Raw genomic sequence first — 12,245 nt, 5'->3', positions numbered from 1 at the left:
TAGTAGGTTGACGTGGTGCAGCCCCGTGACGACCATCCCCACACGCACCGGATCGGTCGGCGCACCTTCCTGGTCGCCGACGTGGAGCCCCTCGACGTCGACGGGGTGCGCACCGTCGAGGTCGGCACCGCGCTCTGGCTGGTCGGCTTCCTGGCGCTGCTGCCGTTCTACTCCCCGCTCGCCGAGGCCGGCCGGCTCTGGTGGCTGTGGACCTGCACCGCCGGGCTCAGCCTCGGCCTCTTCGGGCTCGAGTACTGCCGTCGGCGGCGCGACGCCCGCACCCGGGCCTCAGGTGCCCCGGAGGAGACGCGCGCCACGGGCGGCCGACGCCGTCGCTGACCGCGACCGGTCGGCGGTCAGAACCTCTCGAGGTCCTGGTCGAAGGTGTCGTGGGCGTGCTCGGGGACCGGCACCGGCTGCTGCTTGCGGGCGAGCTTGACCTCGGAGTGAGCCCCGCACCCGTGGTCGAAGGTCACCACCCGACCGTCGTCGTTGGCGTTGCCGTTGGCGCAGACCCCGAACATCTCCGAGAGCGGACCGGCGAGGCGCACCAGGAAGCCGCACGTGGTGCAGGGCTGGGGAGCGGACTTGGCCAGGGCCGACTCGGGGCCGCCCTCGCCGTCGTGCCAACGCTGGGCCGCCATGTCGCGTCCCTCCACGGAGAGGGTGCGGACGCGACCGTCGTAGAGCTCGTCGACCACCCGCCGCACCTGACCGCGCTCGTCGCCGTCGAGCGGGTCGTCGCCGACCAGGTAGGTGGGGACCAGCCGGGGGTCCTCGTCCTCCACCGGGAGCAGGTCGCCGGGCGAGAGGTCGCCGGGCTGGAGGCGCTCCTTGTAGGGCACCCAGCCGGGGGCCACGATCGCCTGCTCGCCGGGGAGGAGCACCACCTCGTCGATGGTCACCCGCTCCTGCTCCGGGGCGCGCGAGACCGTCACCGACCAGAACCACCCGACGTAGCCGGGGTGCGTGGAGGCGAACAGGTGGCTGCCGGTCTGCTCGTCCTCGACCTGGAACCGCAGGTGCTCACCGACCTGTCTGGCGGGAGCCTCCTCCAGCAGGGCAGCCCGGGCCACTCCCACGGCATCGGCCAGGACGGGATCGGGTGAGGTGGGAGCGACGGCGTTCACACGGCCGATCATGTCACGCGCGGGCGGGGACGCCCAAGCGAGAGACCGACCTCGGGACGAGCCGGCCCCAGGCGGCAGGATGGGGCCCGTGACCACGCCGCCGCCGGAGCTGCCCCGTCCCGACGCCCCGCCCGGAGCCGAGGCCGGGGACCGGGCCGCGGACCGGGGGCCCGGGCCGGCACGACGGCTGGTGGCCGGGGGTGCCGGCGCCGCGCGAGCCGCGGGCCGCGGTGCACGGACCTTGGCCCGGGCCGCCGGCCGGGCCAGCCGCTTCACCGCCGGGCAGGCACGTCGCGCCGCCCGCGCCGAGGGTGCCGGCGACTCCGGTCTCTCCCGGCTGATCGAGCTGCACGCCTTCAACGCCGCCGGCGACGCCGCGGTGGCCATCTCGCTGGCCGGCACCCTCTTCTTCCAGGTGCCGACCGGGGAGGCGCGGGGCCAGGTGGCGCTCTTCCTGGGCCTCACGATGCTCCCCTTCGCCATCGTGGCGCCCCTGATCGGACCCTTCCTGGACCGGTTCAGCCATGGGCGCCGGTGGGCGATCGGCACCACGATGGCGGTGCGGGGCTTCCTGTGCTGGGTGCTGGCCACCGCCGTGGTCACCGAGTCCCGATGGATGTTCCCGGCCGCCCTGGGGGTGCTGGTCGCCTCCAAGGCGTACGGCGTGACGCGGGCCGCCTCGGTCCCGAGGCTGCTGCCGCGCGGCCTGACGCTGGTCAAGGCCAACGGCCGGATCTCGCTGGCCGGCGTGGTGGGCGCCGGGGTCTCGGCGCCGCTCGCGGGCCTGGCCTCCTGGGCCGGCCCGGAGTGGTCCCTGCGCTACGGCTTCCTGGTCTTCGTGCTGGCCACCATCTGGGCGATCCGCCTCCCCAGCCGGGTCGACTCCAGCCTCGGCGAGGGCACGCTGGTGCTGCTCGCCGACAGCGACCCCGCGCCCCACGCCGCGACGGTCACCCCCGGCGGTCGTCGACCGAGGCTCCGCATCCCGCCGGCGGTGGCGTTCGCACTTCGTGCCAACTGCGGTCCCCGCTGGCTGTCGGGGTTCCTCACGATGTTCATGGCGTTCCTGCTGCGGGAGAACCCGATCGACGGGTGGCGGCCCGAGGTGCTGCTCGGGCTGGTGATCGGCGCCGCCGGGCTAGGCAACACCCTCGGCATCGCGGTGGCCTCGTTGACCCGCCGGATAGACCCGCGGACCACGGTCGCGCTGGCGCTGCTCGCGGACTGCGCGCTGGCGGCGCTCACCGCCGCCTTCTACGGGGTGGTCACCCTGGCGCTGCTCGGACTCACCGCCGGCCTGGCCCAGTCGCTGGCCAAGCTCTCCCTGGACTCCACCATCCAGCGCGACGTGCCCGAGCGGATGCAGAGCAGCGCGTTCGCCCGCAGCGACACCTCGCTGCAGCTGGCCTGGGTGATCGGCGGCTTGGTGGGGATCGCGATGCCGCTGATGCCCCGCCTGGGGCTCGGGGTCGCGGCCGCCGTCCTGGCGGCCTGGGCGCTCTACGTCCTGCTCACCCGGCGCCGGCCGGCGACCTAGAGCTCGAGCTCGTCGGCCAGCGCGCGCAGCAGCTTGGCGGTGGGCCGGGCCGTCCGCGGGTCGGGAGCGCGCCCGTGCCGATAGCCCTCCCCCACGTCGTCGAGCAGCCGGATCAGGTCCTCCACGATGGTGACCATCTCCTCGGGCTTCTTGCGCTGGGCCTGGCGCTGGTTGCGTCGCACGGAGGTGGGCGCGTCGAGCAGCCTGACCTGGAGAGCCTGCTCCCCGCGACGGCCCTGGACGATCCCGAACTCGACCCGGGCGCCGTTCTTGAGGGTGGTGACGCCGGCCGGCAGGGCGTCGGCGTGCACGTAGACGTCGGGTCCGTCCTCCTGCGACAGGAACCCGAAGCCCTTCTCGGTGTCGAACCACTTGACCTTGCCAGTGGGCACAGCTCTCACGTCTCCTCGGCCGGCACCGCGGCGCTCACCGCGGGCGAAACCGAAGGATAGGGGGCTCCCTCACCGGGCCGCCACCCGGTTGACCCGTCAGCGCGGGGCACCTTCGTTCATCGATCCCGAGCGGAAGCCCCGCGGGTCCAGCTCGGCGGCGGGGAACCCCGCGGCCAGCACGGCGCCCAGGACGGCGTTGGCGACCGGTGCCCCCTCAGCCAGCGGCCCGGCCAGCAGGGCGGCGTCCACCTCGATCCGCGCCCGCTCCCCCAGGTCCCGGACCCGGAGGTCGCGCAGCGGCACCCCGGCCTCGGCGAGCACCTCCCGGACCGCGTCCTCGGCCCGCTCGATCCGGCCCAGGCGGTGCGGGGAGATCTCGATCCCGTAGGCCACCCGGCTGGAGAGGCACGCGGCCGCGGGCTTGTCCCAGACGGGCAGGCCCCAGCGCCGCGCCGCGGCCCGGACCTGCGCCTTGGTGAGTCCGGCGTCGAGCAGCGGCGTGATGGCTCCCCGCTCGGCGGCCGCGCGGATCCCGGGCCGGAAGCCCGCGACCGCGTCGTCGGCGTTGGTGCCCGTGGCCACGTGCGCCAGCCCGTGCTCGGCAGCCAGGCCCTGCAGCACCTCGACGAGCTCGGCCTTGCAGAAGTAGCAGCGCTGGCCGTCGTTGGCCCGGTAGCCGTCGCGCGCGAGCTCGTGGGTCGCCGGCGTGAGCACCCGGACGCCCAGGGCCTCGGCGTGCTCGCGGGCCGGGTCGCGTTCCGACTGCGGGAGCGAGTGGGAGTAGCCAGTCGCCGCCACCACCCGGTCCGGGCCCAGCGCCCGCGTGGCAGCGGCCAGCAGCAGGGCGCTGTCCACGCCGCCGCTGTAGGCGACCAGGACCGAGCCGCGCGCGGCCAGGTCGGCCTCCAGCGCGGCGAGCCGGGTGGAGAGGACGTGCTCGTCGAGCCAGGCGGGGAAGTGGGTCAGGTCCTCGAGCACCACGTCGGTGCCCGCGGCGAGGAGCTCCTCGCGGCTGCAGCCGCCGGTCAGCACCGAGACGCTGAGGGCCCCACCGGCCCGCGCTCCCTCCACGTCGTGCACGTGGTCGCCCACGTAGATCCCGACGCCGTGCTCGCGCAGGACCGCGCCCTTGCCGACCCCCCACACGTCCCCGGCGAGGTGGTCCACCTCGAGCCCCAGGTGGTCGAGGTGGAGCTGCGCGTTGGGGGTGAACTTGCCGGTGACGACGACGACGCGGCCGCCATGGGCCCGGACGGCGGCGACGGCCTCCGCGGCACCGAGGAGCGTGGGGACGGGCTCGATGGCCAGGTCGGGGTAGAGGACCCGGAACCGGTCGACACCGGCCTCGATCAGCTCGTCGTCCAGGTGCCCGGCGAGCAGCTGGGCGAGCGGGGGTCCGAGCCGGGAGCCGATCGCCTCGACGTCGAGCTCCACTCCGTGCTCGGCGCCGAGAGCGCGCAGGGTCGCGGTGACGCCGGGCACCGTGTCGATGAGCGTCATGTCGAGGTCGAAGCCCACGCTCAGCGGTGGGCTCGGCGTCCTCGACATGCCACTCAGCCTAGGTGCCGCGCTTCAGCCCTCGCGCTCGACCGTCATCTCCCGGTCCCCGAAGCGCACCCGGTCGCCCGGCAGCAACGTCGTGGGCTTGCCGGCGTGGAGCTCGCGGGCCACCCCCTGGCGCAGCACCAGGGACCCGTTGGTGGAGCCCCGGTCCATCACCACGAGGGAGCCGTCCGGGGCAGGACCGAACTGCGCGTGCGTCTTGGAGAGCGACATGTCGGAGGACGGCAGCGGCACGACGTGGCGGACCGGCTCGCCCGAGCGCGGCTCCGGGCGGCGACCCACCAGGGCCAGCCCCTCGACCACGAAGCCGTCCCCGGTGTCGAAGGTGACCCGCCACCGCGGCCCGGCGGGGGGCACCGGGGCCGGCGCGCGACGGGCCACCGTGCGGTCGGGGTCCGCCGGAGGGTGGCTGGGCGGCGCCGTCGGGGGCACGGCCGCGGTCGGGACGGGTGCCGGTGGAGGCATCGCCGGTCGGGGCGCGGCCTGCGGCGGCGCGGCGGGGCGCGCCGGACGCTCGACCACCGGCGGGGGCAGGGCGGGTGCGGGCACCAGGCGCAGCGCCGTCAGGTTGACCACGTGGCGGGGTGCCTCGTCCTGCTCCTCCTCCGTCGTCCCCTCCGGACGCAGGTCGACCACCACCGAGCTCGTGACCTGGTCGTGCCAGCCGCGTCGTTGCCCGCGGGGGTCGGCCAGCGCGGTCCACGCGAGGGCGGCGAGGCCGAAGCCGAAGGTGGGCAGCGCCGAGAGGCCGAGCACCAGCGAGCGCAGGATGCCCGCACCGGCGCCGATGGGGAGACCCGAGCCGTGGTGCACGACCCGCACTCCGGCGGCCCGCTTGCCCGGCGTGGCACCGGTGGCCCCGGTGACGGCGCCTCCGACCAGCACGACGACGAGGCCCAACCCGACGACGATCGCGACGGTCGTCCAGAGTCCGTCGCGTCCCCAGAGGAGCCAGCCCACGAGCCCGGCCACCGCGTAGAGGCTCCAGCTGATCCCCCGGTCCATCGCGAACGCCATGAAGCGTCGCTCCAGGTCCGCCAGCGGGAAGGTGGGCGGGGACGCCGCACCGTGCGCGGGCTGGGTCACGGCTGGGTGACCTGGATGGTGACTCCGTCCCCGAGGTCGATGATGGCGCCGGGGATGAGCTGGACGGCGATGCCCGGCTGCAGCTCCTCCGGCGGCAGGCCCGGCTGGACCAGCAGGGTGCCGTTGGTGGAGCCCAGGTCGGTGGCCACGGCCGAGCCGTGGTCGACCCCGGAGCCGGGCCGGATCTCCAGGTGGGTGGAGGAGACCTCCTGGTTGGGGCTGGGCACGCTCACCAGCTGAGGCTGGTCGCCCGGGGCGAACCGTCGGGCCTCGGGCGCACGGCCGATCAGCACGGCACGGTCGACGTCGGCGTTGGTCCCGTGCGAGAAGACCAGGCGCGCCACGGGGCGGGCGGTCACCTTCGGCGCCTGCGGCTGGCCGGGAATGCCGGAGGCGGGCGTCGGCGCGGCCTCGCCGATCTCGGTCAGCCCGTCGTGGTCGGAGCCCGACGGAGCGGCGGCCCCCCCGACCCGCGGCACCGAGACGGAGGGCACCGGCGGCAGGGGCGGCACCGTGGGCATCCCCGGCACCGGCGCGGCCACGGCCACCCGGGCGGGCTCCGGCTCCGGCGCGGGCTCGGGCTCGGGCTCGGGCTCGGGCTGGGGCTCGGGCTCGGGCTCGGGCTCCGGTTGGAGTGCTGCCTCCGGCTCCGGCGCGGGCGCAGCCGCGGCCACGGGCGCGGCCACGGGCGCGGCCTCGCCCCCGGCGTCCGCGCCCCAGAAGAGCGAGCCGACCCGGGACAGACCGAGCGGCAGCGCGGTGCGGCCACCCCCGTCGCCGGAGTCGGGGAGGGCGGCGACCATCGCGGTGACCCCCTCGAAGACGTGCTCGGCCCAGAGGTGCTCCCCGGCGACCACCTCGGTCTCGCCGTCCTGGTTGAGGATCGAGACCGACGCGCCGCCGCGCACCAGCACCCGCGCCGAGTCGCCGGCCGCCCCGACCAGCACGAAGTCGGGCACCGACGTCAGGCCCTCGGCGAGGAGCCGGTCGAGGACGACCTCGAACGGTGCTCCGTCGTCGACGGCGACCCACAGCGCCGCGGCCCGCGCCTTCTCCCGGCCGGGCAGCAGCAGCGTGAGCTCGGGTCCGAGGACGGCAAGCCACGTCCCGGTCGAGCTCGAGCGGTTCTTCACGTCGTTCACGGCAAGGCCCCCAGTTTCGTCTCGAGGCTCAGCTTCTGTCGCTGGGCGTCGTAGGCGTGCTCCTTCTCCAATCCCACCACATCCACGACCACCGCGGTGGCGTTGTCGCGTCCACCGGCCGCCAGGGCGGCCGCGACCAGCCGCTCCGCGGCGTCCCGGGGGTCGGAGTGACGGGAGAGGAGCTCCTCGATCTCGTCGTCCCCGATCATGCCGCTGATCCCGTCCGTGCACAGCAGGAGCCGCCCCGCCGCCGCCAGGGGCAGGGAGAAGAAGTCGGGCTCCGGCACGTCGGCGGCGCTCAGCGCCCGGGTGATGACGTGGCGCTCCGGGTGCTCGGCGGCCTCCTCGGCGGTGATGGTCCCCGCGTCCATCAGCTCCTGCACCACCGAGTGGTCGACGCTGATCTGGTCGAGCCCGTCGTCGGTCAGCCGGTAGATCCTGGAGTCGCCCAGGTTGGCCAGCAGCCAGCGGGGCCCGTCGTCGTGGACCAGCACGGCGAGCGCGGCCGTGGTGCCGCTGTGCGGACCGGCGCCGCCCCCGGCGCCGCGACCCACGGCGTACGCCCGGAGCCGGACCTGGGTGCGGACCAGCGCCTCCAGGACCGCCGCGACTCCCTCGCGGGAGTCCAAGTGGCGTCCCGCCAGCCGGCCCAGCTCCTCGACCGCGAAGGCGCTGGCTACCTCGCCCCCTGCGTGACCTCCCATGCCGTCGGCCACCACGAAGACGCCCGGGGCCACGAAGAACGCATCCTCGTTGCCCTCGCGCACGTGGCCCACGTCCGTGGCCGTGCCGTGATGCAGGTCGACCCCCGCCATCCGCGTCCTCCCGGTCGTGGGGGCCGTCCGTGCGCGGCGGTACGCCGCCGGAGGACCCCGGTTGGCGAGTAGCGTAGGAGGGATGTCAGGACCACCGCAGGGGGAGGCCCCCAGGACGCTGGCCGACCAGCTCCGCGGCTGGCCGGACGAGCGGCTCGCCCGCCTGCTGGCGGCGCGCCCCGATCTGGCCACCCCGGCGCCGCACGACTCCGCCCAGGTGGCCTCGCGCGCGGCGACCCGCTCGTCGGTGATCCGCGCCCTGGACGGCCTCACCCGGCTCCAGCTGGTGGTGCTCGACGCCCTCGTGGTCGCCGGTCACGCCTCCGCCGACGAGCTGGCCTCGCTGGTCCGCGCGACTCCCGCGGCGGTGGCCGAGGCCCTCGGCGTGCTCACCGACCTGGCCCTGGTCTGGGAGTCCCCGCAGGGGCTGCGACCGCTCACCGGGGTGGCCGACGCCCTGCGCGGCGACGTGGTCTCCGGGCTCAGCGGGCTGCGCCCGGTGACCCCGCACGGCATCTCCGCCGAGCAGGCCGCAGCCCGGCTCGCACGCCTCTCCCCCGCCGCCCGGGCGCTGCTCGAGCACGTCGCCGACCACGGGGGCGAGGGCACCAGCGAGAAGGTGCGCGTCCCTGCGACGCCGCAGGAGGCCGCCACGCCGGTCGAGGAGGCCCTGGCCCACGGGCTCCTGGTGCCGCACCCCCCGGAGGGCCGGGGGGCGACCGTGCTCCACCTGCCGGGGCAGGTCGGGATCGCGGTCCGCGGCGGCCGGACCACCCGTGAGCCCGCCGACGACCTGCCCGAGCTGGCGACCAGCGAGCGCGACCAGCAGCTGGTCGATCGCACCGCCGCCGGTGCGGCGTTCGAGGCGGTACGCCGGGTCGAGCTGCTGCTGGACCACTGGGGGGTGCGTCCTCCCGCGGTGCTGCGCAGCGGCGGGCTCGGCGTGCGGGAGCTGAAGGCGATCGCCGCCGAGCTCCACGTCGAGGAGGCCGTCGCCGCCCTGCTCGTGGAGGTGGCGGCGGCAGCCGGGCTGCTCGCCGAGGGTCCCGACGCCGAGTCGGTGGCGGCCTGGCTGCCCACCCACGCCTTCGACGCCTGGGCGGCCTCGCCCGCGCAGACCCGCTGGCTGACCCTGGTCAGGGCGTGGCTCGACTCCCCGCGGCTCAGCGCCCTGGTCGGCACGCGCGACCCGGTCGGCAAGACCCGCAACGCCCTGGCCCCGGACCTCTCCAGCGCCTTCGCCGTCGAGGCGCGCACCATGGCACTGACCCAGCTGCTGGAGCTGCCCGAGGGTCGGGTGCTGGCGACCGGGACCGGCGTGCCCTCCCTGGTCGCCCGGGTGGAGTGGCTGCGGCCGCGCCGTCCGGCGACCCGCGCCGAGATGGTCGCCTGGGCGGTGCAGGAGGCAGCGGTGCTCGGCCTCACCGGTCTCGGCGGCCTGGCCGGCCACGGCCGCGCACTCCTCGCCGGGGCGGGAGAGCGGGCCGCGGCGCTCCTGGCGCCCCTCCTGCCGACCCCGGTCGACCACGTCCTGCTCCAGGCCGACCTGACGGCGGTCGCCCCCGGCCCGCTGCAGCCCGAGCTGGCCCGGGACCTGCACCTGCTGGCCGACGTGGAGTCGCGCGGCGGCGCGACCGTCTACCGGTTCACCCCGGCCTCGCTGCGTCGCGCCCTCGACGCCGGGTGGTCCGGGGGCGAGGTGCACGACTTCCTCGAGCGCACCTCCCGGACCCCGGTCCCGCAGCCCCTCAGCTACCTGGTCGACGACGTGGTGCGCACCTTCGGCACGCTGCGCGTGGGCAGCGCCGAGGCCTTCCTCCGCTCCGACGACGAGGCGGCCCTCGGCGAGCTGCTCGCCCATCCGAGTGCGGCCTCCCTCGAGCTGCGGAGGCTGGCGCCGACGGTGCTGGTCTCCACCCTGCCGGTCGACCTGCTGCTGCCGCGCCTGCGCGAGCTCGGCGCCGCGCCGGTGCTGGAGGCGGCCGACGGCACCGTGCGGGTCGCCCGGCCGGACCTGCAGCGGGCCCGCTCGCCCCGGCCGGGGCCGGTGCCGGCGGTGGCGGCCGCGCGGGACGCCGCGCGCCTGCAGGCCGCCGTCACCGCGGTCCGCGCGGGCGACCGGGCTGCGAGGGCGGGCCCGGTCCGGCCACGGGTCGCGACCTCCCCCACCACGGCGCTGGCCGCGCTCCGCGAGGCGATCGAGGCCGCCTCGACCGTGCTGATCGGCTACGTGGACAACCACGGGTCGAGCTCGCAGCGACTGGTCGACCCGCTGCGTCTCGAGGGGGGCCAGCTGACTGCCCGCGACCACCGCAGCGACGACGTGCGCACCTTCTCGGTGCACCGGATCACCTCGGTCGGCCCGGCAACCCCCGGACCGTAGACTCGCGCCGTGGACTTCCTCCGGTATGCCGAGTCCGGCGCGGCCCTGCTCAACGCAGAGCCGGCCGACGCGGAGGCGCTGGTGGCCCACCTCGCCGGACGCGAGTGGCTGCACGACCAGGTGACCGGTCGCGACGTACGCCAGCTGCGTGCCTTCTGCGCCCGGCTCCGCCCCGTCTTCGAGGCCTCCGACGAGGGCCGGGTCCGCGACGTGGTCGCCGGGATCAACGCGCTGCTGGCCGAGCATCCCGTCACCCCGATGATCAGCGACCACGACCCCGACGACCTCCACCTGCACGTGGCCGACCGCTCCGCCTCGGTCTCCGACCTCCTCGTCGGCGAGGTGCTGATGGGGCTGGCGACCCTGGTGTGCGACCTCGGGCCGACCCGCCTGGGGGTGTGCAGCGCCGCCCCGTGCCGCCAGGTCTACGTCGACACCTCCCCCAACCGGTCGCGGCGCTACTGCTCGGACCGGTGCTCGTCGCGGGCCAACGTCGCCGCCTTCCGAGCCCGCCAGCGGGCGGCCGTGGGAGGCCGGGCATGAACGACGGCCCGCTGATCGTGCAGTCCGACAAGACGCTGCTGCTCGAGATCGACCACGAGCTGGCCCAGGAGTGCCGTCGCGCCATCGCGCCCTTCGCCGAGCTGGAGCGCTCCCCCGAGCACATCCACACCTACCGGCTGACCCCGCTGGGGCTCTGGAACGCGCGCGCCGCCGGCCACGACGCCGAGCAGGTGGTCGACACCCTGCTCCGCTACAGCCGCTACGCGGTCCCGCACGCGCTGCTGGTCGACGTCGCCGAGACGATGGCGCGCTACGGCCGGCTGCGGCTGGAGAAGCACCCCGCCCATGGGTTGGTCCTGGTCAGCACCGACCGCCCGGTGCTGGAGGAGGTGCTGCGCGCCAAGCGGGTCAAGCCGATGCTGGGCCCGCGCCTCGGGGGGCCGGAGGGCGACACCGTCGCCGTCCACCCCAGCGAGCGGGGCAACCTGAAGCAGGCCCTGCTCAAGCTCGGGTGGCCGGCGGAGGACCATGCCGGCTACGTGGACGGCGAGGCGCACCCGATCGAGCTGGTCGAGGAGGGCTGGGCGCTGCGCGACTACCAGCGCGACGCGGCCGACTCCTTCTGGCACGGCGGCTCCGGGGTCGTGGTGCTGCCCTGCGGGGCGGGGAAGACGATCGTGGGGGCCAGCGCCATGGCGCACGCCGGCGCGACGACGCTGATCCTGGTGACCAACACCGTCTCCGCCCGCCAGTGGAAGGACGAGCTGCTGCGGCGCACGACGCTGACCGAGGACGAGATCGGCGAGTACAGCGGCTCGGTCAAGGAGGTCCGCCCGGTCACGATCGCGACCTACCAGGTGATGACCACCCGGCGGAAGGGCGTCTACTCCCACCTGGAGCTGCTCGACGCCAAGGACTGGGGGCTGATCATCTACGACGAGGTGCACCTGCTGCCGGCCCCGATCTTCCGGATGACCGCCGACCTCCAGGCCCGCCGCCGCATCGGGCTCACCGCCACCCTGGTCCGCGAGGACGGCCGCGAGGGCGACGTCTTCTCGCTGATCGGGCCCAAGCGCTACGACGCGCCCTGGAAGGACATCGAGGCCCAGGGGTGGATCGCCCCGGCCGACTGCGTGGAGGTCCGGGTGACGCTGACCGACGCCGAGCGTCTCGCCTACGCCACCGCCGAGCCGGAGGAGCGCTACCGGCTGGCGGCGTGCACCCCGCGCAAGACCGAGGTCGTGCGGCGTCTGGTCGACCAGCACGCGGGGCAGCCCACCCTGGTGATCGGCCAGTACATCGACCAGCTCGACGAGCTGGCCGAGACCCTCGGCGCCCCGGTCATCAAGGGCGAGACCTCGGTGAAGGAGCGTCAGCGGCTCTTCGCCGCCTTCCGCTCCGGCGAGCTCGGCCTGCTGGTGGTCAGCAAGGTCGCCAACTTCTCCATCGACCTGCCGTCGGCCGAGGTGGCGATCCAGGTCTCCGGCTCCTTCGGCTCCCGGCAGGAGGAGGCCCAGCGGCTCGGCCGGCTGCTGCGTCCCAAGGACGAGGGCAGGTCAGCCCACTTCTACACCTTGGTCTCGCGCGACACCGTGGACGCCGACTTCGCCCAGAACCGGCAGCGGTTCCTGGCCGAGCAGGGGTACGCCTACCGGATCGTCGACTCGCACGACGTCGGAGCCTGAGGCCCCGG

11 protein-coding genes are annotated in these 12,245 nt (G+C 75.5%); 5 read left to right on the top strand and 6 right to left on the bottom strand.

All coding sequences use genetic code 11. The features are described from left to right. Positions 1-12: 12 nt before the first annotated feature. Entirely contained in the window at positions 13-339 is a 327-nt protein-coding gene (locus AC3X7R_RS05950) for a DUF2530 domain-containing protein (protein WP_489964655.1), read from the top strand. A 17-nt stretch (positions 340-356) separates the two neighbouring features. Here AC3X7R_RS05950 and AC3X7R_RS05945 read toward each other — a convergent pair whose 3' ends face one another. Further along, positions 357-1,130 (bottom strand): DUF3027 domain-containing protein, encoded by a 774-nt coding sequence (locus AC3X7R_RS05945; RefSeq protein WP_489964654.1) that lies wholly within the window; start codon positions 1,128-1,130, stop codon positions 357-359. 79 nt (positions 1,131-1,209) lie between these two features. On the opposite strand from AC3X7R_RS05945, the gene AC3X7R_RS05940 reads away from it, so the two are divergent. Beyond that, positions 1,210-2,667, top strand: a complete 1,458-nt coding sequence (locus AC3X7R_RS05940; protein WP_489964653.1) for an MFS transporter — start codon at positions 1,210-1,212, stop codon at positions 2,665-2,667. Here AC3X7R_RS05940 and AC3X7R_RS05935 read toward each other — a convergent pair. From AC3X7R_RS05935 to AC3X7R_RS05915, 5 genes are all read right to left on the bottom strand, one after another. Continuing rightward, positions 2,664-3,059 carry a cold-shock protein gene (locus tag AC3X7R_RS05935; protein ID WP_489964652.1) on the bottom strand — a complete coding sequence of 132 codons (396 nt, stop codon included), beginning with the start codon at positions 3,057-3,059 and terminating at the stop codon, positions 2,664-2,666. The two genes, AC3X7R_RS05940 and AC3X7R_RS05935, sit on opposite strands and share 4 nt — an antisense overlap. 96 nt (positions 3,060-3,155) lie before the next feature. Then, a complete protein-coding gene (larE, locus tag AC3X7R_RS05930) occupies positions 3,156-4,607 on the bottom strand; it encodes an ATP-dependent sacrificial sulfur transferase LarE (RefSeq protein WP_489964651.1) in 1,452 nt (483 codons plus the stop codon). Between the two features lie 24 nt (positions 4,608-4,631). Then, complete coding sequence (locus AC3X7R_RS05925; protein WP_489964650.1) at positions 4,632-5,708, bottom strand: RDD family protein; 1,077 nt, start codon at positions 5,706-5,708, stop codon at positions 4,632-4,634. After that, positions 5,705-6,850, bottom strand: coding sequence for an FHA domain-containing protein (locus AC3X7R_RS05920; RefSeq protein ID WP_489964649.1), 1,146 nt, complete (start codon positions 6,848-6,850; stop codon positions 5,705-5,707). Before AC3X7R_RS05920 ends, AC3X7R_RS05925 begins: the two co-directional genes overlap by 4 nt. Then, positions 6,847-7,665 (bottom strand): PP2C family protein-serine/threonine phosphatase, encoded by an 819-nt coding sequence (locus AC3X7R_RS05915; protein ID WP_489964648.1) that lies wholly within the window; start codon positions 7,663-7,665, stop codon positions 6,847-6,849. Before AC3X7R_RS05915 ends, AC3X7R_RS05920 begins: the two co-directional genes overlap by 4 nt. An 82-nt stretch (positions 7,666-7,747) precedes the next feature. On the opposite strand from AC3X7R_RS05915, the gene AC3X7R_RS05910 reads away from it, so the two are divergent. From AC3X7R_RS05910 to AC3X7R_RS05900, 3 genes are read left to right on the top strand one after another with little or no spacing between them, the layout of a single operon-like run. After that, positions 7,748-10,048, top strand: coding sequence for a helicase-associated domain-containing protein (locus AC3X7R_RS05910; RefSeq protein WP_489964647.1), 2,301 nt, complete (start codon positions 7,748-7,750; stop codon positions 10,046-10,048). 9 nt (positions 10,049-10,057) lie between these two features. Beyond that, positions 10,058-10,591 carry a CGNR zinc finger domain-containing protein gene (locus AC3X7R_RS05905; RefSeq protein WP_489964646.1) on the top strand — a complete coding sequence of 178 codons (534 nt, stop codon included), beginning with the start codon at positions 10,058-10,060 and terminating at the stop codon, positions 10,589-10,591. Beyond that, a complete protein-coding gene (locus tag AC3X7R_RS05900; protein ID WP_489964645.1) occupies positions 10,588-12,237 on the top strand; it encodes a DNA repair helicase XPB in 1,650 nt (549 codons plus the stop codon). The genes AC3X7R_RS05905 and AC3X7R_RS05900 overlap by 4 nt, the downstream gene beginning before the upstream one ends. The last annotated feature ends 8 nt before the right edge of the window (positions 12,238-12,245 follow it).

The sequence above is a fragment of the Nocardioides sp. Z22_16 genome, from assembly GCF_058134365.1.
Note: the sequence above shows the minus strand (reverse complement) of the source record. Positions and strands in the feature narration are given on the sequence as shown.